The 22075-nt window shown below is 68.8% G+C and carries 23 protein-coding genes and 2 pseudogenes; 6 read left to right on the forward strand and 19 right to left on the reverse strand.

Annotation, left to right across the window (positions count from 1 at the left end):
• Nucleotides 1-165: 165 nt before the first annotated feature.
• The 11 genes from AC061S_RS07810 to AC061S_RS07860 all read right to left on the reverse strand — a co-directional run bounded on the left by AC061S_RS07810 (nucleotide 166) and on the right by AC061S_RS07860 (nucleotide 9977).
• The gene (locus AC061S_RS07810) at nucleotides 166-378 is read right to left on the reverse strand and encodes a hypothetical protein (protein ID WP_478685116.1); all 213 of its coding nucleotides are present in this window, start codon (nucleotides 376-378) and stop codon (nucleotides 166-168) included.
• A gap of 255 nt (nucleotides 379-633) precedes the next feature.
• Nucleotides 634-960 carry a hypothetical protein gene (locus AC061S_RS07815; RefSeq protein ID WP_478685117.1) on the reverse strand — a complete coding sequence of 109 codons (327 nt, stop codon included), beginning with the start codon at nucleotides 958-960 and terminating at the stop codon, nucleotides 634-636.
• Between the two features lie 427 nt (nucleotides 961-1387).
• On the reverse strand, nucleotides 1388-2008 hold the full coding sequence (locus tag AC061S_RS07820) for a 2OG-Fe(II) oxygenase (RefSeq protein ID WP_478685118.1): 621 nt from the start codon (nucleotides 2006-2008) through the stop codon (nucleotides 1388-1390).
• Nucleotides 2005-3381, reverse strand: a complete 1377-nt coding sequence (cysS, locus tag AC061S_RS07825) for a cysteine--tRNA ligase (protein WP_478685119.1) — start codon at nucleotides 3379-3381, stop codon at nucleotides 2005-2007. The genes AC061S_RS07820 and cysS overlap by 4 nt, the downstream gene beginning before the upstream one ends.
• A gap of 78 nt (nucleotides 3382-3459) precedes the next feature.
• The gene (locus AC061S_RS07830; RefSeq protein ID WP_478685120.1) at nucleotides 3460-4365 is read right to left on the reverse strand and encodes a hypothetical protein; all 906 of its coding nucleotides are present in this window, start codon (nucleotides 4363-4365) and stop codon (nucleotides 3460-3462) included.
• Between the two features lie 13 nt (nucleotides 4366-4378).
• Entirely contained in the window at nucleotides 4379-5380 is a 1002-nt protein-coding gene (locus AC061S_RS07835) for a sugar-transfer associated ATP-grasp domain-containing protein (RefSeq protein ID WP_478685121.1), read from the reverse strand.
• A 276-nt stretch (nucleotides 5381-5656) separates the two neighbouring features.
• Nucleotides 5657-6100, reverse strand: a complete 444-nt coding sequence (locus tag AC061S_RS07840) for a recombinase family protein (RefSeq protein ID WP_478685122.1) — start codon at nucleotides 6098-6100, stop codon at nucleotides 5657-5659.
• Between the two features lie 193 nt (nucleotides 6101-6293).
• Nucleotides 6294-7496, reverse strand: a complete 1203-nt coding sequence (locus tag AC061S_RS07845) for a helix-turn-helix domain-containing protein (RefSeq protein WP_478685123.1) — start codon at nucleotides 7494-7496, stop codon at nucleotides 6294-6296.
• A gap of 89 nt (nucleotides 7497-7585) precedes the next feature.
• On the reverse strand, nucleotides 7586-8248 hold the full coding sequence (locus AC061S_RS07850; protein ID WP_478685124.1) for an HAD-IA family hydrolase: 663 nt from the start codon (nucleotides 8246-8248) through the stop codon (nucleotides 7586-7588).
• A 142-nt stretch (nucleotides 8249-8390) separates the two neighbouring features.
• Nucleotides 8391-9095, reverse strand: coding sequence for a hypothetical protein (locus tag AC061S_RS07855; RefSeq protein ID WP_478685125.1), 705 nt, complete (start codon nucleotides 9093-9095; stop codon nucleotides 8391-8393).
• Nucleotides 9096-9347: 252 nt separating this feature from the next.
• Nucleotides 9348-9977: a hypothetical protein gene (locus tag AC061S_RS07860; protein WP_478685126.1), complete on the reverse strand. Its 630-nt coding sequence runs from the start codon at nucleotides 9975-9977 to the stop codon at nucleotides 9348-9350.
• Nucleotides 9978-10476: 499 nt separating this feature from the next.
• Between AC061S_RS07860 and AC061S_RS07865 the strand changes: the two genes are divergently transcribed.
• Nucleotides 10477-11226, forward strand: a complete 750-nt coding sequence (locus AC061S_RS07865) for a transposase (RefSeq protein WP_478685127.1) — start codon at nucleotides 10477-10479, stop codon at nucleotides 11224-11226.
• Between the two features lie 66 nt (nucleotides 11227-11292).
• Here the strand turns inward: AC061S_RS07865 and AC061S_RS07870 are convergent, their stop codons facing one another.
• From AC061S_RS07870 to AC061S_RS07880, 3 genes are all read right to left on the reverse strand, one after another.
• On the reverse strand, nucleotides 11293-11835 hold the full coding sequence (locus tag AC061S_RS07870; RefSeq protein WP_478685128.1) for an SMI1/KNR4 family protein: 543 nt from the start codon (nucleotides 11833-11835) through the stop codon (nucleotides 11293-11295).
• A gap of 786 nt (nucleotides 11836-12621) precedes the next feature.
• Nucleotides 12622-13266 (reverse strand): uracil-DNA glycosylase, encoded by a 645-nt coding sequence (locus AC061S_RS07875; protein WP_478685129.1) that lies wholly within the window; start codon nucleotides 13264-13266, stop codon nucleotides 12622-12624.
• Between the two features lie 18 nt (nucleotides 13267-13284).
• On the reverse strand, nucleotides 13285-13506 hold the full coding sequence (locus AC061S_RS07880; RefSeq protein ID WP_478685130.1) for a DUF6245 family protein: 222 nt from the start codon (nucleotides 13504-13506) through the stop codon (nucleotides 13285-13287).
• A gap of 249 nt (nucleotides 13507-13755) precedes the next feature.
• On the opposite strand from AC061S_RS07880, the gene AC061S_RS07885 reads away from it, so the two are divergent.
• From AC061S_RS07885 to AC061S_RS07895, 3 genes are all read left to right on the forward strand, one after another.
• A complete protein-coding gene (locus AC061S_RS07885) occupies nucleotides 13756-14199 on the forward strand; it encodes a hypothetical protein (RefSeq protein WP_478685131.1) in 444 nt (147 codons plus the stop codon).
• Between the two features lie 181 nt (nucleotides 14200-14380).
• Nucleotides 14381-14605, forward strand: a complete 225-nt coding sequence (locus tag AC061S_RS07890; RefSeq protein ID WP_243341543.1) for a hypothetical protein — start codon at nucleotides 14381-14383, stop codon at nucleotides 14603-14605.
• Nucleotides 14606-15262: 657 nt separating this feature from the next.
• Nucleotides 15263-15910, forward strand: coding sequence for a DUF4352 domain-containing protein (locus tag AC061S_RS07895; RefSeq protein WP_478685132.1), 648 nt, complete (start codon nucleotides 15263-15265; stop codon nucleotides 15908-15910).
• A 252-nt stretch (nucleotides 15911-16162) separates the two neighbouring features.
• Here AC061S_RS07895 and AC061S_RS07900 read toward each other — a convergent pair whose 3' ends face one another.
• Both AC061S_RS07900 and AC061S_RS07905 read right to left on the reverse strand, forming a co-directional pair.
• On the reverse strand, nucleotides 16163-17113 hold the full coding sequence (locus AC061S_RS07900; protein ID WP_478685133.1) for a hypothetical protein: 951 nt from the start codon (nucleotides 17111-17113) through the stop codon (nucleotides 16163-16165).
• Nucleotides 17114-17304: 191 nt separating this feature from the next.
• Nucleotides 17305-17675 (reverse strand): annotated as a pseudogene (locus tag AC061S_RS07905) (aminotransferase class I/II-fold pyridoxal phosphate-dependent enzyme); the annotation flags it as partial.
• A 51-nt stretch (nucleotides 17676-17726) separates the two neighbouring features.
• Between AC061S_RS07905 and AC061S_RS07910 the strand changes: the two are divergent.
• Entirely contained in the window at nucleotides 17727-18629 is a 903-nt protein-coding gene (locus tag AC061S_RS07910; protein WP_478685134.1) for an LLM class flavin-dependent oxidoreductase, read from the forward strand.
• Between the two features lie 141 nt (nucleotides 18630-18770).
• Here AC061S_RS07910 and AC061S_RS07915 read toward each other — a convergent pair.
• Together AC061S_RS07915 and AC061S_RS07920 are read right to left on the reverse strand one after the other, a co-directional pair.
• Nucleotides 18771-18902 (reverse strand): annotated as a pseudogene (locus tag AC061S_RS07915) (LLM class flavin-dependent oxidoreductase); the annotation flags it as partial.
• 124 nt (nucleotides 18903-19026) lie between these two features.
• Complete coding sequence (locus tag AC061S_RS07920) at nucleotides 19027-19299, reverse strand: hypothetical protein (protein ID WP_478685135.1); 273 nt, start codon at nucleotides 19297-19299, stop codon at nucleotides 19027-19029.
• Nucleotides 19300-19435: 136 nt separating this feature from the next.
• On the opposite strand from AC061S_RS07920, the gene AC061S_RS07925 reads away from it, so the two are divergent.
• On the forward strand, nucleotides 19436-20371 hold the full coding sequence (locus AC061S_RS07925) for an HAD hydrolase family protein (RefSeq protein WP_478685136.1): 936 nt from the start codon (nucleotides 19436-19438) through the stop codon (nucleotides 20369-20371).
• On the opposite strand, the gene AC061S_RS07930 is transcribed toward AC061S_RS07925, so the two are convergent.
• A complete protein-coding gene (locus AC061S_RS07930) occupies nucleotides 20372-22051 on the reverse strand; it encodes a sensor histidine kinase (RefSeq protein ID WP_478685278.1) in 1680 nt (559 codons plus the stop codon). It lies immediately after the preceding gene.
• Nucleotides 22052-22075: the final 24 nt, after the last annotated feature.

Here is a 22075-nt window from a genome sequence, read left to right on the forward strand (position 1 = left end):
ACAAACTCGATGTGCAGACGGGCGAAGTGCGGGAACAAAACGGCGAGAAGATCAGCGACGGACACCCGGCATGATCACGACCTACAGAGATCAACATCTCGAGTTTCACGGAACTCGCGACAGAGCCAGAACTGAGTGGCCGTTGACATGACGCCAGGACCGACCTCACCGAGTCCAGTTATGGAAGCGCGCCCGCTTGGGACCGCACGCGCCGTCGGCGAGGGCCTTGTCGTAGCGCCGCTGCACGGCGGAGTCGGTTTCGGCCTTCGGCGCATTCATGGGGACGTAGGCCCCGGAGTAGACGACGCACGACGAGTCGTAGACCGGCCACAGCGCCCACGACCCGAACACGATGGCGGCGGCCATCACTGTGAGCACGGCTGTGCCTTGGCGACGCGGCGTGGAGAAAGGACGGGATATCACCAGCGGATGGTACGGAACGGCGCACAGGCAACGGACGACCGGGGTCTTGGCCAGCAGATGATGGCACCTTCGGCGACCACACACGGTGACACCACGACTGGCTTCACCGAGGAATACACGACACCTCAACATGTGGGCCTACCAGTCCACCGGCGCCCATTGCAGCTGATGTGAGGGCGGTGACGCGGCGGGTCTGACGGCGCCGCCGGGTTACCCCTGCGTCTTGATCCCGATCGCCGGGTTCAGGTCGTCCAGCTCGACCTTCAGGCCAGCCGGGGCATGCAGGAGTGCCGCCGCGATGAACGCCCCGTTCGTGACGTACGTGCCGGTCGCGTCCTCCATCACATGCTTGAGGCCGTACGAGGAGCTCTTCCCCGGCGCCTTCAGCCATGTCTGCTCAGCGATCCAGGCGTAGGCGGCCTGAACCTCGTCGAGACGGACAGGCGCCGGGGCGAAGGCGCTGGGACCGTATCCGTTCTCGCTCAGCTGCGGGTGGGCGGCGGTGAGGGCATTGATATCGGCCTGTGTAACGGTCATGTCGGCTCTCCTCCTGGTTAGTTGGACTCGGGACATTGTGTCCCAAGCTGCGGGCCGGCGTTGCTGGGATTGGGGTGCCGGCCTCTGCGTCCTGGCGATCGTCCGCGCCCCCGCGGCGGCACCTGGAGCCGATATGCCACGGCGACCACGCACGGTGACGCCGATACCGCCCACCATCAGGAATACGCGACACCTCAACACGCGCGCCTACCAGTCGAGGCCGTACACGCTCAGCACACCGCGCCATCAGCCTCACTCCAGAAGCACACGCACTCGGCACAGACCTGACCACCAGGGCCGCCTAACCCCGCTAGCAGCCTCGGGGCCAACGCAGAAACGCGTTGGCCCCGAGGCTGTTGCACTGTCCTTGCCGGGTCATTTCCCACCGGGGTCCGCTTGCCCTGCCCGAAAAATCGCTGCTAGCGAGTCAGCGGTGAGCCGGAACTCCCTCGACGGTGATCGCCGCGGTACGGCGGCCCTCAAGGCTCTCGGCATCGGTGCGGATGACGAGGGTGATGCGCTCTCCCCGCGTGATCGGCCGTACGCCGTGGATGTGGTCGCGGGTGGCCGGGAAGGCGACCAGGGTGCCGCAGGGAGGCTTGATCTCCTGGGCCGGGTTCTCGAAGAACAGCTCGCCGCCGGAGTAGGAGTCCGGCGTGTTGAGCCAGACGAGCAGGGTGAGGTCGCCGCCGACGACGGGCTGTCCGTTGGTCCGGGCCCGCTCGCGCTCGACGTCGGTGACCTCGTCGTGGTGCGCCACGAACCCGACGCCAGGACCGTAGCGGTAGACGACCGCCGGCTGGGTGGGTATCCGCTTCGGAACGGCCTGGAAGTGGTCGCGGATGTAGGGGACGCAGTGGGAGATGACCGCTTCCTCCAGCGCCCGCGGGATCTCCACGTACTCGCTCTTGCGCAGCGTCTCGTCGACGACGCCCTGGAAGGTGCGCGGCCGGGCGGTCTCGCTCTTCACGTGGTCCATCAGGGCGCCGCAGAGGCTGAGGGGGATGACGCTCTCTGCGAGGAGGGGTAACCGGGTCTTCCAGGTCATTGGGTCTTTTCCTTCCACCAGCGGGTGCCTTCGGGCGAGTCTTCGAGGGTGATGCCCTGCTTGACGAGCTGGTCGCGGATCGCGTCGGCCTCGGCGAAGTTCCTCGCCGCGCGGAGCCGGTCGCGTTCCTTGACGAGGTCATCGACAGCGGTGTCGCCCTGGTCGGCGTCGGCAATGTCGAAGGTCCCGAAGAGGTTGTTGACGTCCTGGATCAGCCGCAGGGAGGCCGGCCCGGACGGTTCCTGCGTGCGGTTCTGCTCGCGGATGAACTGGAAGAGGACGGCCAGGGCGCCTGGGGTGTCGAAGTCGTCGTCCAGGTGCTCGCGCATCTCCTTCCAGGTGTCGGTCGCCCGTGAGGTGTTCGCCGGGCTGTCCGTGTGCGCGGGGTCGATGGTCCGGGCGAAGTTCTCGATCCGGCGGCGTGCCGCCCTGGCCTGCTCCAGCGTGGAGTCGTTCAACTCCATGGAGGAGCGGTAGTGCTGGGAGAGGAACGCGTACCGCAGGGTGCGGGAGTCCGTGCGGGCGAGCGCGTCGCGGATGGTGAGGAAGTTCCCGGTGCTCTTCGACATCTTGTCGCCGTCGACGCGCAGGAGACCGGTGTGCATCCAGTAGCGCGCCAGGGGCTCGATCCCGGAGGCGGCCTCCATCTGGGCCACCTCGGCTTCGTGGTGGGGGAAGATGAGGTCGACGGCGCCGCCGTGCAGATCGTACGAGGGGCCGAAGAAGGTCTCCGTGATCGCGGTGTCCTCGATGTGCCAGCCCGGTCGGCCCGGCCCCAGTTCGGTCTCCCAGAACGGTTCGCCGTCCTTGCGTCCCTTCCACAGAGCGAAGTCACCTGGGCTGCGCTTCTTGGAGTGGTCGTCAATCCGCGAGACCGAGTCCTCGGGGCGCAGGTCGGTGCGGCCAGAGAGCTTGCCGTATCCGGGGAACGAGGCGAGGTCGAAGTACCAGCCGTCATCGAGCTGGTAGGCGTGGCCGCGGGCGATGAGCCTCTTGACCTGGTCCACGATCGCGTCGATGTGATCGTGGGCACGTGCGTGGACGTCGACGCGGGTGTTCCCCAGCGCGGCCATGTCCTCCAGGTACTGCTTCTCGAACAGGGCGGCGATGTCCTCCGGAGGCACGTTCTCCTCCCGGGAACGCCGGATGATCTTGTCGTCCACGTCGGTGATGTTCTGGAGGTATGTGACCTTGTAGCCGCTCGCTTCCAGGTACGCGGCGATGAAGTCGAACTGCGTGTACGTCTTCGCGTGGCCGACGTGGCTGGGGCCGTAGACGGTAGGTCCGCACACGAACATCCGCACCTCGGTCTCCCGCTCGGGGCGGAAATCCTCCGTCCGTCCGGTCAGTGTGTTGTGGACCTTGATCGCCATCGTTCCTCCTGGGTGAGCGGATCACGCAGCGTACTGACGTGCTGACAACAGCGTCTAATTGGAATCGTCGTACTCACCTCAGGAGACGAATCGGGGGAAGGGACGGTCAGCGAAGACGGATGCGTGTTCCCCGAGAATGTGGTGGTTGGCCCGCTGGTACGCCTTGCGCACGGTCTCGATGGCCCGGGTGCTCAGGTCCATTCCGGCCGAGCGGCAGAACGCCTCCAGGGCCTCGCACCGGCGCTCCAGGTCGACCATCGACAGGGGGTCGCACTGCTGGGCCTCGATCAGCAGGTTTTCCTGCTCGGTGCTGATCAGGCCCAGGGCGCCGAGGGAGTGCAGCTTCCACTTCATGTTCGGCAGCAGCCGGCCCGAGCGGGCGTACAGCCAGTCCACGATCTCGTCCAAGGCGCCCGACAGGACGAAGTGGCCGGTGGGTGTCCCGACGCGACGCGCCATGCGCAGGGGGATCTCGCGGACGTCCCAGGTGATCCGGTTGTGGAGCCGGCGGGTCTCGCCCTCCAGCCGCCAGAGCTGCTCTTTCGTCTTGCGGAGGATCAGCGCCTCGAAGGCGTTCTCGCGGTCGAGCAGCGGTTCGCCCTTGTTCGCGTAGGCGTCGCACTTGTCGCTGTTCCACGTCGTGCGCGGGTCGGCCTCGTACTGGAACAGGAGCTGGTGGATGTTGACCTCCATGCGCCCCCAGGGAACCGGCAGGTAGAAGCTGAACTCGGGAACCCAGGCGGGGAGCCGTTCGCGGACCAGGGCGTACGTGTCCGCCGGGGAGGGCCTCCACTCGTCCTCCTTGAGCGGGACGTCGAGGACGATGGCGAGGTCGAAGTCGGAGTCGGTGCTGAACCGTGTCACGTTGTTGGGTGCGACGGCCGAGGAGGAAAGGACGTAGAGCGCCTGGACCTCGGGCATCGACTGGAGAGTGTCGAGGAGGCCGGCGGCTGCGGCGCGGGCCTGCATTTTCAGGTCTTCCACGAGAACTCCCTTGTCAGATGATCGGGCGATCCATCACGGCGCGGAGCGCCGGGACGAGATCCGGAGCGACACCTCCATGGGTGCGCTGGATGTGTGCGAGCGAAGGGCTGCTGTTCCCCTCGATGACCACAGGTCCCCCCGGAGTGACTGCGATGTCCCAGCCGATGAAGGGGACCTGCGGGAACAGGCGGGCGCAGCGGGCGGCCAGCTCGCGGACCTCGCCGATGTGGGCGATCTTGTGGCCGGCGAACGGCACGGTGCTGACCTGGTGGCGCGTCTGGGCGTTGAGGTACCGGTCGTAGCCGTGGCGGTCCAGTGCCCCGTCGGGGTGCACCCGGATCTGCAAGCCGCCATCGGCAGAGTTGTCCGTCGTGCTGTCGACGCCGCCAAGCTTCAGCATCATGTAGAGCACCTCGGCGGTGCCGTTCGTCAGCAGGGTGATGACCCGGAAGGTGTTGAGCGCGTACGGGTTAAGCACGTCCAGGTCGTGGTGCTGCGGTACGTGGTACTCGACCAGCCAGGTGCCCCACCGCTCCGCGTAGGCCACGAGATCGAAGCCGCCCTCGCCGGGCCGCACGATCACGACTCCGGAGCCGCCGCTGGAGTAGCGGGAGGGCTTGACCACCACGCGCCCAGAGCCGGAAGCGTGATCGAGGACGGCCTCCAGCGAAACCTCATCACCATCGGAGGTGACGCCTGCACAGCCGTTACCGCTCGCGATCAGTGGGGGCTGCGGGATGCCGGCGGAGGCAAGGATCTTCTTGCAGACCACCTTGTCGTCCAAGTCGATGGTGTCCCGATTCACGCGGGGAAGGAGGCGGTGGAACAAGGCGGTCTCCGGCAGGTACGCACACGCCCGCTCGGAAGAAACCTCGCGCCGGTACCCGCCGTAGCGGAAGTAGTGGAACGGCAGGCAGCGCCACCGCGCGGAGACCAACACCAGATCCCCGGCGATACGGACCATGCTCTTCCGGCCCCCGTCGCGCAACATCGCGGGAAGGTGCTCGCGGCTCATCTGCCGCACCTGGTAGGGGAGAAACCGAAGGCCGGATACACGGGGAAGAACCCGGGTACGGAACCACTCTTCGCTCATCGCCTGCCGGTGGTTGAAGCCACGGTTCGCAGTGCGGGTCATGTCGCTCCTCCGATGTCTCAGTAGTCCGGGGTTCCGGCGATGGCCAGGGCAAGGACCACGGCGGTGACGGCGATGACGTAGGCCAGGACCGCTAATTGCTGCTTCATCGGGCGGGCTCGACGTTGTCGGCCGCGGTCGACCAGAGGCGCCCGGTGTTCATGGGGTGTCTGCCTGGGGCGTGTCTTCCCACGGGGACCACCCCGAGGAGGCGTCGGCGACATCGCGGCGCCTCTGCAGCTGGCCGAGGGTGCGGCGGGGCACGGTGTCAGCGGCGTGCACGAGGAACCCGCCCCGGTCTCGGATGAGGACTCCGAGGCCGGCGAACTGGGCCGCGTCGGAGGCGACGTGGGAGAAGGCGCCAACGATGATTCCCCGGATGATTCCGGTGGACAGGGCGGACGCTATGGCCTGCCAGCCGGGGCGCTCCGCGAGCGGCACCGCCGGGTCGGGATCGGACCACGCACCGGCAACATGCCAGTGCCGGGCGCTGGCGTAGTGGCGGCAGCGTCTCTCACCGTCTCGGACCGCGACGGCGGTGGAAGCGCAGGCGTAGACGGCGACGGGTACGTGCCCGAGGCCGCCGATCGGGTTGTTCGGCATGCCCATAAGGCTGCTGTGTAGAGGTACGCGGGCCCAGACACGGCCCGTGGCAGCGACCACAGTCCGTACCGGGTTCGGGTGCAACGGAGCGTGGCAGCGTAGGACCCGGCGGTCCAGCATGTGCAACGCCCCGTAGTAGTCCGGCAGGTTACGGCCTGCCGACTGCTACGGGGCGTGGTAGTCGGGCCGCGGGTCAGCGCACCCCGAGGGGGACCCCGGCGACGCTGGCGAGACCGCGGAGGCGACCGACGGAGACTCCGGCGAGCCGGCCGATGATGACGCCGGGGAGCATCTGGTGGCGCACCCAGCCGGGAGCCATCGTGCAGACGGCTTCGAGGGTGTCGGCCGCGGCCTCCCAGCGACGGCACTCCACGTGGGTGAGGGCAACATCCAAGCCATAGCGGGCGCGGGTGGCCAATGGGACGGTGTCGTCCAAGCGGACGGTGTCCATGAGGCGCAGCGCCCCGGAGGTGTCGCCAAGGGCCACGGCGATGCTCATTGCCTGTGTGGCGGCGTACATGGGCCCGTACGGCTGGGCGTGGTCGCCGCGGGCGTGCTCATCCCCGATGCGGGCGGCCACGGCGTGGGCCTGGGAGAGGTACTCGCGGGCGCTGTCCGCGCTCGCACCGCCCCGGGATGCGGCCACGGCAGCATTCGTGACGAGCTGCCCGTACACGCTCAGCCGGTCGGGGTCGTGCTCGCTCATCTTGGGCTCGATCCGGTCGGCCTGCGCTGCGGCAAGGGCGAACCCCTGCGTGGTGCGGCCGTCGCGCAGGTTGACCCACGCGGTCGTGGCGGCCAGGTGGGCGTCCCGGAGGTCGTCCCCGGTCTGCACCGCGATCTGGCGGCCGTACGTCAGCGCCGCGTAGGCCAGATCGCGTGAGCCCAGCACGTTGGCGGCCATGCCTGCTGTCTGGAAGGTGTCGATCAGGACACCGGCGGCGGCCTCCCGCTCAGCGTGGTCGGCTGCATCGAACCGGGCCTTTGCCTCGGGGAGGAGTTGGCCCAGGAGCGTCCCGAGCTCGGTGTACCGGCCTGCCCAGTAGGCCTCGTCCGCCCGGCGAACGGCAGCGCGCAGCTCCTCAACGGTGCCCGGCTCGACGTCGGCGGGGATGCCGATGGCGGCGTCATGGGTGGCCGCGGACACCATCCGAAGCGCGGCCCGCTCGTCGCGGTCCATGGACCGGCGGGGTGCCTGCTGGCCGAGGAGTACGGCGATGTCCGTGCCGAGGGCGTCGGCTATGGACAGCAGCGACGGGAGCGACGCGGTACCGCCACGTTCCAGCTTGCGGACCACGCCCACGGACACGGCGGCGGCTTCCGCTAACTGCTCTTGGGTCATCCCGCCACGCAGCGTCTTCAACCGCTCAGAGGTGGTGTACTCCGACCACTGCATGTTCCAGCACCTCCGTGTGATTGGCCTCATACGGACGGTACTGGCAGGAGTGGTGGGGCCGACAGCCCTTGATCAGCCGGAAGTTGGGGTCACGCGGCAAGAACCGCGCTGACCCCCAGAAGGGCCTCAAGCTCCGCAACGGCCTCGTCCTCATCGGTGGCGTGGACGGTGGTGATCCCCAGCTCTGCGGCCGGCGGAAGGTTCACGGCGTGATCGTCCACGAACACGCACCGCTCGGCGGGTAGGCCGATGCGGTCCAGGGTCAGCCGGTAGATCGCCGGATCGGGCTTGGCCATGCCGACCAGCTCGGAGACGACGTGCACATCGAACAGGTCCCAGATTCCCACGTGCTCGTAGGGGTTGAACGGGTCAAGGCCGAAGCTGTTCGACAGCAGGGCGACCCGATGACCAGCCGCCCGTGCCGCACGGGCAAGGGCAGCCATCCGTCGAGCCGCAGGCACCCCGGCCCACGCCCGGCCCATCAGGTTCACCGGGTCCACGTGCGCACCCAGCAGGGGGGCAGTTCCCTCGCTCCACTCCGCCTGCCCTATCTCCCCGACCTCCAGGGCCGCGTATAGACGCCGGCCCTCCGGGTGGTCGTTGAGGGTGCTGCGCCACGCCTCCGGAGCCAGCCCTTCGGACACGCACCACGCACGGTGGACAGCGAGAGGGCTGGCAGTGAGTACTCCGGCGAAGTCGAGGATCAGGCCGAGCTGTTCACGCCCATAGGTGGTGTCAGTGCTGTGCGGCATCCAGTGACCGTCCCCTCCGCGATTGGTCTCGCAAGAAACGCTACCGCGCGCCCGGATACACAGGGCGTTCGAGAAGGCCTCGCGCTCGCCGATCTGCCGCTCCCCAGCGTGAGCCAGTCCTCCCCGTCACCGCTGGTCCGGTTCAGCGGAGCACATCGAGGCAACGGGGAGAAGCCACTACCTGGTGAGTAGCCGCGTGGCCGCACCCGCTCGATGCGTACGAGCTCGGGCACCGCACCGCACCGAACGGCGAACGGTCCGGCTCGTAGGTGAGCGCCATGCGCATCGCGGTGAGGACCGTGCCGGAGGTCGGGGTGACGGCGATGGCCCAGCCGAGCAAGGCCCGGGTGCCGTCGTCGACGACCGTGGTCAGCCACGGCGCGAGCGCCTTGCCCTTCGGCGGCACGACCAGGATCGGGAGCTGCTTGTGGTTCATCTGCCAGCACCGGCCGCGCAGCGCGTCCGGGCGGCGCAGGTAGACCGACCCCGCGCGGGGCCCGGCCTCGCCGGTCTTCCACGCCGCACGCTCTGCCGGGGTCAGCTCCGTGTTGAACGCCCGGTACAGGGTGGGCTCCGGGACTGTCCGGGCACGGGCCCACCCCTCGGCTAGGAAGTCGGGCACGGGCGCCCCGGCTGTCATGCCGTCCCCGTCCGTCACCGCGCGCCGGGCGCGGACCACCGCGGCGACGTTGCCCCGGTAGAAGGCGAGCGCCTCCCGGTCGGGCTCGCTCAACTCGTACGGCGGGCGAGTGGCGGGCGCGGCCGGCTTCGGCGGCGCCAGCCAGCGCACCGTCCGCTCCGCGACGCCCAGACCCTCCGCGACCGTACGCACGTGCGCGGCGGTCAACACCTCGTCCTCAGGCAGCCGCGATAGTCGTTCCGACGACCGCCCGGCGCTTCTCCGCGGACACCCTCCCCATGAACCGAAGTGTCAGTGGCAGCAGAACCGCCGTGCCCGAACGTGCGCCCGCATCCACACGACCGGGTGGAACTTCGCCGAACCGGTGGCGCATGCACGCCCGACGTGATCCGGATGGGCCCTTGGCTCTCGGATCAACAAGACACGGTAGGCGTCTCACAGGTCATGCCAGGTCGAGGTCTACGCGTCCTCGCGATCCTGGGTGGGTATGTTCCCCGCCTGCCGGTGGTACTCAATGATCGCGAAGTACACCTCCCTCAGCGTCTCAGCCTCGCTGGTGAGTCCCTCCTGCAGAAGGGAGTTCCGCGTCGCGATCATGACCTCAGCAAAGTGCACGGTGTAGCCGTTCTCCCCCTCCGGCTTCGCAAGGGCTGCGAGTCGCTGGAAGAGCATCATGCACGAGATCAGAAGCTCGCTCAGATCAGGGTGGTTCGTCAGAGACAGGCGAGTGGCCACGCGCTGTACTTGCTGCACCGCGCCCACAGGAAACGGTTCACCGTTCGGATACGTGCGCGGGACCAGCGGTGCAGCCTCCGCCGCCCAGGCGTCGACCGCGCTGCGGGCGTCGGCGAGCTGGCCCCGCGCCTTCCAACGGGCTGCGCGGGCCGCCTTGTATCCGTATGTCTTCAAGGCAAGCCGCCTCAAGCCATAGTGCGCGACTCCTTGCACGGCGAGAGCCCCTGCAAGTTGCCATCGCCCCATGAAGGCGGCAACCACGACAGCCACTGCGCAGGCCGCGTAGATGCCGAAGCTCGACTCGGACACGAACCGCGGAGACATGTACGTAATTCCCACATAGATCACGAACACCGCGACTGCGCTCCCTAGCAAGTTGTCGCCACGACCCCTTGCTAGGGCGCTCACGAGGAGCACGCCAAACGCGAAGGCCGCCCACCGCCACGCCCCGCTGGACCCCGCCCAGTGCCACATCCGCCCCACCCCTTGCCGACTATTCGTGTGAACGTCGGCAGTATGCCAAGGGCGCGCGGCCCCGAAGCTATGGCCTGGAGAGCGGTTATCTCACGCTCCGACGCGGATGCTTGTCAGCCCCCCGCTCACTGGCGTCGGCGGGCGGCCGGATCGCACTCGGCGACGTGTCGGGCGACCGCGTCGACTCCGGGGCGGGCATATCGCTCCAGGGAGCGGACGGAGGCGTGGCGGGCAGAGCTGCCGACTTACCAGGAGCGCTCAGTGAGCTCTTTCAGAGTGGCCACTGATCGGGTGACGGGCCAGCGTCCCGCAACGCACGAGGCTCCCGTGCCGTTGAGAGAAGTGCTTGACGTCTCAACTCATCAACACAGGAGCCTCGTTGGTCCCCCGTCCTGCCGCACTCGACCTGCCTCATGCTCTGGTCGAGTGGGTATCGATGCTCATCGTCACCCGTGAGGGTGACCGACGCTGCAAGCTCCCGCCCCACCAGCGCGCCCTCGTCGGCTTGGTCTACCTGCGCCGGCACGAGACGCTCGCGCAGATCGCCGCCGGCTTCGGCATATCCGTCGGGACCGCCCACGCCTACGTCACGGCCGTCGTCGATCACCTGTCCCGCCGGGCACCCGGTCTGCTGCGGGTCCTGCGCGAGACGGATCCTGATCACGTCCTGCTCGACGGGACGCTCGCCGAGTGCGACCGGGTCGGCGACAGCCGGGCCGACTTCTCCCAGAAGCACCGCCGTCACGGCGTGAACGTGCAGGTCGTGGCCGATCCCACCGGCAACCTGCTGTGGATCTCACCCGCGCTGCCCGGCCGCACCCACGACCTGACCGCGGCCCGCCCCCACCGCATCATCCGGATCTGCGAACGCCAGGGCGTTCCCGTGCTCGCCGACCGCGCCTACATCGGGGCCGGCCCCTGGGTGACCACGCCCATCAGACGGCTTCCCGGCCAGGACCTCACCACAACCCAGCGGGCGATCAACCGAGCCCTGTCAGCGGCACGAGCACCGGTCGAACGAAGCATCGCGCGACTCAAGTCCTGGCAGATCCTGCGCCGGGCCCGCTGCAGCCCCAACCGGATGACCGTCATCGCCGCAGCCGTCCTCACCCTGGAACGTCAACGCTGATGCATCTCATTGCCGTTCCAGGGTGAGGACGGATTGGCAATGGCCGTCATCCAGTTGGGAACCGTCTCACGACCAGACAAGTCGCCCTTCGGCAACGGAACAGACCGGATAGTCCCCCGCGCCGATCCTCGTCAGCATCTCCGCCACGGAGTCGAAGTAGTGAGCCAGTGACGCGTACTCGCCGGTGACCGTGGGCGCACCCACGAACCATCTGCCGATACCTCCGTCCCTCGCGTCGATGAACTGTCCCATCCAGCCGTCCCGGTCCGACTGGAACGGGATCCACTCCTCGCGCCATTCGCTCCCACCGGACAAGGGGTGATTCGCGTAGAGCCTCTCCATCGCCCGGATGCCCAGAAAGAAGCTTCCCTCGTCGGGGAACCCGTCGAAGCCGCAGCACATCACGTCGTCGTCGACGTCTCCCTCTGGCAGATCCAGATTGTTCTGCAACAGCCACGTCCGCAGGTCCCCATGCAGGGAGATCCCCATCCGTTCCTCGGCTGCCGCGAGCATCTGCTCCGTAGCGGGCCCCGGCAGATCTGCGTGATCGGCCGGCGCGTGCTCCCGAAGAAGACTCATCGCACGCGACCAACTCTCAGCCACACTCATCGCCCTCTGCCCTCTGTCCTCTCTACAGGGATGTCTCCGTCCGACTACGCCACTGCGGAGGTTGGGAAGTACCGGCCGGAGAACCTTGCAGGGATGGTACTTCGAGCATGCGTTCCATCCCTCCCCGCAATCACCTTCCGCCCCGAAGCGCAGGACCGGCCCCTCAGCGAAGTGACCGCCCGCGACTTTTCACAGACAACCCACTGTGCCCGGCGGGCCCAGCCGAGGAGCTTCCAGGACTCAAGCGAGGGCCACGGCGTCACCCTGGAGTGGCGAAGCTGAAAACGCTCAGTGATCCTCTATGTGAACGGCGGTCCGGTCGGCAAGGTCGTCCAGGCGGTTACAAAGACACCCAGCCACGAGAGCACCGAGCAGCCGAGGAGAACACCTCGACGGCGCAGGACAAGCTCCGGCGGATCAGCGAAGTGGTGCAGGAGTAGACCGAAGGCTCGACCTGATGACACAGGCCGAGCCTCCACGGGGAAACCCATCAGAACTCTCAGCTTGGCGGCGGGGCCCTGATCGCATTCCCACACTATCTCGGAGCACAGCTCGCCCCCGCCGCTGAGCAAGCGTGCCAACGGCTGTCCCGATGTCCCGGGGCTGAAGAGGGCCCCGGCGGTGCTGCCAGGGTCCTCTCACCGTTCAAGATCAATCTCCCCGCTACTGGCTGTTCCGCTGGTCCCCAAGGCCCCACTAATGGCGGCTTTGGCACCTACCCCGGCGCCACCCCTCGCCCATCGGCCAGATGATCCACGGCCTGGTCCGCGCCAGCACGGCCGAGCTCTACAGCTGCCCGCCCACCCCACGGAGCACGTCACCGACGGTCTGGCAGGAGTCGACTCTGTGCTGTGCGCGGCGGGCGCGTTCATCCCGGTCTCGCACGAAGAGAGCTTGCCGTCCCGGGTGGTAGGTGCTGACCACCTTCAGACTTCGTTCACGGACAACTCCGGGGTGCGTCTTGAGCAGGCGGCGCCAGGCGTCCTGGGCTTCGCTGCCTTGGAGAAGGACGACCTCGGTCTTCGGCATCAACCCCAGCAGCTGCTTCAGGACCTCGACGCCGGCCTGAAGCTCGGCCGCCTTCGGCGAGCGGTTGATGTACCAGGGGTAGGCGTTCCAGGGAGTGACGTCTCGCGGCGCGATCCCCGCCCCCTCGAAGAGCTGGACCTGAAGCTCCGCTGTGGGATCGTCGTTCTCCACGCACAGAAATCCGGAGCCGACACCCTCCTGTGTCTTGGGGCCCGGGTCCCGCAGGATCGACAGGGCGCGGGCCTCCACTCCCCCGTGCCAGGGGGCGACGTGCGGCATCCAGCCACGCCCGTCCTGGTCGCGCAAGGCGTCGACCATCTCATTGATCGGACGTACGTGGGGGGCGTAGCGCCCCTGCTCCTGCTCTATCCGGAACGCCTCGTCCCGCATTCGTCTCGCCATATTTCCTCCAACACCGGCTCACACCATCGCGGGGACCCTACCGGGAGCATCTGACGCTGCAGACTGCTCGACCAACCCTGCAATCCGCACCCGGTAAGCGTCCTCACCGCCGAGCCGGGCTGCCTCCTCCGCGTGCTCCTTCGGCGTGTTCTCCCCGGAGCCAAACCCCAACGCGGCCATCGCTACGGCGACCTGCTCGACCGTGGCCGGGTCCTCTCCGCGCCCCATCTGCTCACTCATAACTCGCAGGCTATCGACGCCGCCCGCCCCTCATAGGGCGAAGCCGAGAAACCCCCACCGCGTCCGGCACCTCTCCGCGCTTCAAGATCATCCTGTGGCGGCTTGGGGGCTCGCCAGTTCTGGACCCGACCCAGCGCTACGTATCCGTTCGTCGCTACTTCACAAGAACAGGGCGGCCTCTCGGCCCAGCGAGAGGGGTGTCAGAGCCATCGGCGACACTCAGGCCAGCGCCATTCGAGAGGGGATCTGATGATCAGTCGGGAAGTACTGGCCGTGGCCAGTTGGTCGGACTGGGTTCCGCTGGCTGCCGCCGAAGCACCGACGTCCCCGGGTGTCTACCTCGCCCGGCGGGGGACGAGCGGCCCAGTGGTGTACGTCGGCATGGCCGGGGAACGCCAAGGCAAAGGGCTGAACGGCCGGTTGCAGCGCTACACCAGCGGCAAGGCGCTGGCCTCCGGACTCGGCGAAGCGGTCTTCGACCGAGCCCTGGCGGATCCCGCCTGGCTGCGGGAGAGGTTGGCGGAGGTCGAGACCGGCAAACCGATGCGAGCAACCGGCTGGGGCAAGGCCGCCCTGGCGTGGGCGGACCTCCATGTCTGCTGGGCCACCACCGACAACCGCGAGACAGCCAAAGCCCTGGAGAAGAAGGTGCTGGCGATGGAAACCGTGGACTGGTGGAACCGCGACCGCTGACCTCACTACAGCCAACCGCAGTGTCATCGGTCCGAAGGCCACGCCAACACCGAATCCCCCATCGAAGATGATGATCAATCGCGACTCTACTTCCCTGCACCGCAACCGCTCACACTGGGGAACGCTCGTCGCAGAACCCGGCAGACACCGCGCCGTGGCGCATACCGAAAAGGAGAATGAGATGACTGAGAAGCTGCCACCCAAGCAGGCGCTGGCCGCAGTGATCCAGGCGTTGGACGGCATCTGGGACACGCAACGCGCCGTACTGGCCCTGCGTGTCGCCGGGTACGAGCAGACAAGTGACGAGGCCGCGGGCAAAGCAGCCCGCGGGCACCTGCGCGCGCTCGCCGATGACGGCCTGATCGTGAGGCCGGATCCCGGTCAGGCCGTTTACCAGCTGGCCTGATCGCCTCTTCGAAGCCCTCGGTACAGCGGATCGCGGTTCGGGTAGCTCCGCGGTCAGGTGGGGCAGGTCGGCGCCCCTGCCCCACCTGGTGGGTGGCTTCAGAGGCCGCCCAGGTCGGTGCCGCCGATCCGAAGCCGCGCGCCCATGTCCATTTTCACCTCGCCATAGGGCCGTACATGTTCCCAGAACCGCGGGGTCAGGCCGCGCCGGTCGCCCGGGTCAGCAGGTCGGACCACTCGGGTTCGGCCAGGACCACTTGAAGCATGAGGGTGTTATCGAGGCTGGCGCGTCGCTGCGGCACGCTGGCTTCTCGGCTGAGGTCGTGGTCCGACACGGCTCCGGTCCCTGAGCTCGCTCAGGGACCCGACACCGGTCTCAGTTCCGGTCTCATTCGCACCCGTCCAGGGCCATCCGGCGAACCCTCTGGGTTAGGTTCCGGCCCAGGTCAGGACGAGTACGACCTCCGCCGGACAGCCATACAACATTTGGAAAGCGTGTTGAGGGCAACCCCCCTCACGAGTTCGAATCTCGTAACCTCCGCCATTGCTCTCACCGGGCAATACGTTGAAGAGCCCCACCGCTTGCGGTGGGGCTCCTTACGTTGTGCGGTGCGGGGTGATCCGCAGGACAATGGGGGGGCCGAGCCCGGAGGCCGCCATGTGTCCTCAGTCACCGCCGCAGTGGGGCCCGGCCCCATCCCGCCCGCCGGACCGTCGCAGTTGGTTCGCCCGGCATCCGCTGCTGACCGTGCTGCTCGCCGTCACCGCCGCGATCGTCGCCCTCGGGATCGCCGGAACGCTGATCGGCGGACAGCCGGAGGTCACGCCGCGCAGGGCCGTCACGGACACCACATCCACATCCGCGCCCGCTCCCACATCCGCACCCGCATCCGATTCCGGGCGCCTGCCGGGACTGGGCGAGCCGGCCCGGGACGGGAAGTTCGAGTTCACGGTCACCAGGCTCCAGCCCGGGGTGGGCAACATCGGGGGTCAGTACGGGCGGGACGCGCAGGGCCGGTTCTTGCTCGTCCACATGACCGTGCGGAACATCGGGGACAGGGCCCGGACCTTCGACGGCTCCGACCAGAAGCTCATCGACCGCAACGGCAGCGAATACAGCGCGGACACCGGCGCGGCGCTCTACCTCGACAAGAGCGAGTCGTTCCTCAACCAGATCAACCCCGGCAACACGGTCGACGGCATCGTCGTCTTCGACGTCCCGAAGACCGCGACCCCCGTCCGGATCGAGCTGCACGACTCGGTGTTCAGCGGCGGCATCACGGTCGATCTGACCGTCCGTCGCTAGTTTGGGCAACGGCCCCGGCACCTCCTCGGCGGGCGGGAGTCCAGGCCGGGTCCGGTGGCGGGAGCTGCGGGGCCGGGGCACCGTGTGGCTATGACATCGCCCGTCTCCGCGCCGGCCCCCGCTCCGGCGGGCCGTGAGCGTCCGGACGGGATGATCTTGTGGGGGCCTCGTAATGCGAAGGTCGGTGGCTCAGGCTCGACTGGGAGTTCTCTTACCTAACCTGGAGTGCCCACGCCCACGCCAGGCGAGAGGTCAAGGTCGGACTGTGGCGGTCGTTGGCCGAGCACGCAGTGCCGACCGCAGAGCTGCCACACGGTCGGTCACCGTCTCCATGACGGGTGCGACCTCGTCGATGCGGGCCGCTGCGCCCGCGCAGATGGCGCAGATGCCGGTCTGCTGGTCACGCGGTAGGGGATCGCGGCACTCGGCGCACTCCGCCAGCGGCGTCGTCGGCGTGGCGGCATCCTGCCGGGCGCGCGGTGTGGGCAGCTTGCGCACGAGGCGGTCCGCGAGGAGCGCCCGTGCGCTGTGGACCACTGGGGGCAGCCCGGTGGTGAGGAGCGAGCGGGCTGCCAGCTCGGACACCCCGGCGTCCAGCCACCGTGCGGCCAGCGGCGCGAGGGTGAGGGCATCTGCGGCGCTCACAGCCAGCTTGGGCTCGACGCTGCCCAGGCGTGACAGCAGCGCGGCTCCAGGCCCCGTGGCCGCTGATGCGGGGGCAGGGGTGGTCTCGTCTGGAGCTGCTCCCTCCGCCCGCCCCGTGGGCGGCTCGGCGCCAGTGGCCGCCGCGACGGGGTGGGTGGGTTCTTCTTCCAGGTTCTTGTTCCCCTTGGGGAACGTTCCCGCCTTCCCGTCGTCCGCTTCGCCGGTTCCCGCCGGTGCGGGAAGCGGGGCAGTGCCGGTGGCCTGCGGGGTGTCGAAGACGTACGTGTCGGTGCGGACCTGGCCGCTGTCCTGGTCTCGGACCGTGTGACGGACGTAGTAGCCGACCTCGACGAGCTCGTCGAGGGCCTTGGACACGCCTCTGCGGCCAAGGCCGGGGTTCTTGTCGGCAAGGGTGCGAACGTCCTCACGGGCGCCGTCCGGCAGGGACAGCAGATAGGCGAGGAGGCCGCGGGCGGTGAAGCTGAGACGACGGTCCCGTAGGACCTCGTTGCCCAGCACAGTGAAATAGCGCGTGCGCGCGCTACGATTGATGCGCATCGAAGATGTCCTCTTCGGTGACGGGCCCCGGGGTGTGCAACCACCGCCGGGGTCACCTGCGTTTATGGGGTTATGAGTGCGTGAGCGTAGCTTGCGCTAGGCATCAACTTCCACCTTTGGCCAGAGGATTGATGGACCGTTCGCTCTGAGCTGTAGCCAGGGCGATGGTCAGCGGGCAGCGGCGGGGGCGCTCACCATCGCTGGAGACGGGAAACAGCCTCTCGCAGGACGTCCTCCCGCTTGCAGAAGGCGAAGCGGACCTGGCTGCGGCCGGCCTCCGGGTCGTCGTAGAAGACCGCGTTGGGGACAGCGACCACGCCACACCGCTCCGGCAGGCTCCGGCAGAAGGTCAAGCCGTCCTTCTCGCCGAGGGGGGCGATGTCGGTGGTGATGAAGTACGTGCCTTGTGGGTGGAATACCTCGAAGCCCGCCTCCGTTAGCCCGTCGGCGAGGATGCCGCGCTTGGCCCGCAGGTTCTCGCGTAGCCGGCGAAGTAGTCGCCCGGTAGGCGCAGTGCCTCCGCGACCGCGTACTGGAACGGGCCCGACGATACGTACGTAAGGAGCGGTGGTCGGAACAGTCCATGCCTCCTTGCAGTCGTAGGCTCGTGGGTATGACCTTGCGCCTGAGCACCGTGATCCTTCCCGTCAACCGCTGGCACGAGGGCGGCCGTGACCGCTGGCAGCGGGCCGAAGAGCTGGGCTTCCACGCGGCGTACACCTACGACCACCTGTCCTGGCGGACCTTCCGTGACGGCCCGTGGTTGGGCGCCCTGCCGACACTCACTGCCGCCGCGACGGCCACGGAACGCTTGCGTTTGGGCACCCTCGTAACCTCCCCGAATTTCCGTCATCCAGTGACGCTGGCCAAGGAGCTGATGTCCCTCGACGACATCTCGGGCGGCCGGATCACCCTCGGCATCGGGGCCGGCGGCAACGGCTTCGATGCCACCGCACTCGGTCAGGAGGCCTGGACCCCGAAGGAGCGGGCCGACCGCTTCGGCGAGTTCCTGCAACTGCTCGACCGGCTGCTCACCGAGGCGGACGTATCGCAGGAGGGCACCTTCTACTCGGCCGTGGAAGCCCGCAACATCCCCGGCTGCGTCCAGCAGCCCCGGCTGCCCTTCGCCGTCGCCGCGACCGGCCCGCGCGGCCTGAAGCTCGCCGCGCGCTACGGACAGGCGTGGGTGACCACGGGTGACCCGAAGATCTTCGAAGAGGGCACGCCGGAGGACTCGGTGGAGGCACTCCGGGGCCAGATCGCCAAGCTCGGCAAGGCGTGTGCGGAGACCGGCCGGGACATGGCGGAGCTGGACAAGGTCCTGCTCACGGGCTTCACCCCGGACCGGGGGCGCCCGCTGGAGTCCATGGACGCCTTCGTCGACTTCGCGGGCCGCCACCAGGAGCTCGGCTTCACGGAGCTGGTGATCCACTGGCCGATCCCCGAGTCCGACTTCGCCGCAGACCAGGAGGTCTTCGAGCGCATCGCCACCGAGGGGCTCGCCCAGCTGGGCTGATCAGCTCATGGCTCTTGCTGGGTGAAACCCTGCTATGGCGTAGTCAAGCAGTCGCGGCGAGGGGAATGGTGGCAACCGCGACAAGCAGAGTGAAGGTGGCCGTGAAGAAGTTGCTGCGCCGCTTATCTTCCCTGGTCAGGCCGTGATGGGTGAACAAGGCTTGACTGAGGTGACGAGCGTGCCGAGGCGCAGCCGCTCGGTAGCTGTCGCGGCGCCCGTGAGCGTCGGCAGCGCGCCGAACCACGGCCCGTTCCGGAAGGTCCGCCAGGACAGGATCACGGTGCTCAGGCGCAGACTCATGCCCCGAGCCTACGTCCGCCCCGCACGGCTCTCACGTGGGCGCTCGGCGCGCTTGTGTCGCGCATCACATCCCGTGCAGCGATGCCCCCCCCGCGCCTCATGCACCGCTGGCGTTACCACCCCTCACAGCTCCGCCGCTCCGCCACAGGGCGAGCAGGACGGCGGAGTAGGGGCGGGCCGGAGCCGCGGTGCGGGCGGCGTCGGCCGCGCCGGCCAGTACCTCGCCCACCAGTACCGGTTCGCGCTCCGGATGGCGGGTCCCCGCCCGTTCGCACACCGTGCACAGGACCATCGCCAGGCTCGCGATCCACTTGGCCGGCGGGCCGCCACAGGCGTCGCAGTCCGGCGTGCGGGCTGAAGGGATGAGCACGTCGCCCCCGTGTGATGTCGTCGGAACCGGCACCGAGCCGGCAGCGCCAAAACAGCGGAACCGGCGAGGAGATCCTTCCACCACCCACTGACAACCATGTGGCGATGTTTCACGTGAAACATCGCCGACGGGCGGCATGGGCGAAGATGGAGCCGTGACCTCGGCTCCCCAGCGCCCGGACGGGCCAACCCCCGCGACCCGGCTCATCGCCACCGACCTCGACGGCACCCTGCTGCGCGACGACAAATCCGTCTCGGAACGCACCGTCGCCGCACTCGCCGCCGCCGAGGAAGCCGGCATCGCGGTGTTCTTCGTGACCGGACGCCCGGCCCGTTGGATGGGTGTGGTCAGCGACCACGTCCAGGGCCACGGCCTCGCCATCTGTGCGAACGGCGCCGCCGTCGTCGACCTGCATGCCATCGACCGGCACGCCGCCGACCGGAACGCCGCCGATGTGCGGCCCACGGGCCGGGAGTTCGTCCAGGTCAGGCCGCTGCCCCGGATCACCGCACTCAAGGTGGTGGAGGCTCTGCGGGCCGCCGCCCCCGGCACCTCCTTCGCCGTCGAGCTGACCACCGGCATCAACTACGAGCCGCTGTACCCGCCGTTCTTCCAGGACCCCGGCGCCAATGTCGCCACCGCCGAGGAACTGCTCCACGAGGCCACGGACGACGATTCGGCGCCCGTGCTCAAGGTGCTCGCGCACCACGCCGAGCTGGCTCCGGACGAGTTCCTGGCCCTGGCCCGCTCCGTCGCCGGAGCGTACGCCTCGATCACCCGTTCCAGCCCGACCTCCCTCCTGGAGATCAGCGGACCTGGGGTGTCCAAGGCGAGCACCCTGGCGCTGTGCTGCGAGGAGCGCGGCATCTCTCCGGCCGAGGTGGTCGCCTTCGGCGACATGCCGAACGACGTGGAGATGCTCGGCTGGGCCGGCACCTCGTACGCGATGGGCAATGCCCATCCGGATGTGATCGCGGCCGCGTCGGGCCGTACGGTCGCCAACAACGAGGACGGCGTCGCCCTGGTCATCGAGCGCATCCTGGCCGAACGGACCGCCCGCACCGAGGCCTAGTCACAGCGGGGCCTCCCACACCAGGGTGGTCCCGCCGCCCTCCTCGCCGAGGCCGGGGCCGTACGAGCTGGATCCGCCGAGCGATTCGGCCCGCCGGCGCAGGTTCCGCAGCCCGCTGCGCCGCCCGCCCTCCGGGATGCCCACCCCGTCGTCGGCCACCTCCAGCCGGACCCCGGGCCGCCCGTCGGCCAGGCTGACGGTGGAGTCGAGCACCACCTCGATCCGGGACGCCTCCGAGTGCCGGAACGCGTTCGACAGGGCCTCGCGCAGGGCGGCGATGAGGTTCTTCCCGACGAGCTCCCCGACGACCGCGTCGATCGGTCCGAGGAAGCGGTGCGCGGGCTTGAAGCCCAGCGGTACGGCAGCCATGTTGATCTCCCGCAGTACCCGGGTGCGCAGCCCCGAGGGTGCCTCCGCCGGTCCCTGCTGGAGCGCGAAGATCGCGGTGCGGATCTCCTGGATCGTCACGTCGAGCTCGTCCACGGCCTTGCCGACGCCGTCGCGGACCTCGGGGACGATGGAGCGGCGCTGGGCGCCCTCCAGCATCATCCCGGTGGCGAAGAGCCGCTGGATGACCAGGTCGTGCAGGTCGCGGGCGATCCGGTCGCGGTCCTCGAACACCGCGAGGCGCTCCCGGTCCCGCTGCGCCTCCGCCATCATCAGCGCCAGGGCCGCCTGCGAGGCGAACTGCGTGGCCAGGGTCCGCTCCGCCTCGGTGAACGGCCGCTTTCCGCGCGCCCGCGGGGTGACGAGCGCACCCAGCACCCGGCCCCCGCTCTGCAGCGGCAGCATCATGCATGCCCCGTACTGGCTGGTCAGGCGGCTGATCATGCGCGGGTCCGAGGCCGCGTCGTCCACGAAGACGGGCTCGCCCTCCAGCAGCCTGGCCACCACCGGGCTCTCGGCCGGGATGACGACGCCGAGGGAGGTCGCCGGGTTCTCCGCGGAGACGGCGACGATCTCCATGCCGCCCTCCTCGGCAGGCAGCATCACGATCCCGGCGGCCGAATCGGCGAGCCGGCGGGCCTGTTCGGCGACGACCGCGAGCGCGTCGTCCGCGTCCCCGCCCGACAGCAGGGCCGTGGTGACGGCGACGGAGCCGTCGATCCAGCGCTCGCGCTGGGTGGCGGCCTCGTAGAGCCGGGCGTTGCCGATGGCGATGCCCGCCTCGGTGGCCAGTACCCGGACCATGTGGACGTCGTAGTCGTTGAAGGCGCCGCCGCCGTTCTTCTCCGCCAGGTAGAGGTTGCCGAAGATCTCCCCTTGGACCCGGATCGGAACGCCGAGGAAGGTCTTCATGGGCGGGTGGTGGGCGGGGAAGCCCGCCGAGCGCGGGTCCTTGGTCAGGTCGGCGAGCTGCACCGTGTCGGGGTGCGAGATCAGCGCGCCGAGCAGGCCGCGCTTCCCGTCCGGGCGGTGCCCGATCTTCTTCGCCAGGGCGTCGCTGATCCCGAAGGTGACGAAGTCCGAGAGCCCCCGGCCCTCGGTGTCGACCACGCCGATGGCCGCGTAGCGGGCGTCCGCGAGCTCGGCGGCCGTCTCGCAGATCCGGTCCAGCGTGGAGTGCAGTTCGAGGCCGGTACCGACCGACCGCATGGCCTCCAGCAACTGCGGCACCCGGGCCGTGAGCTCGGTGGACAGCCCCTGGAGACTCCGGGTGGCGGCCGTCGCGGCCTCCATCGGGTCGGGCGATTCGGGTGAGGA

It is taken from the genome of Streptomyces sp. CA189 (genome assembly GCF_056428985.1).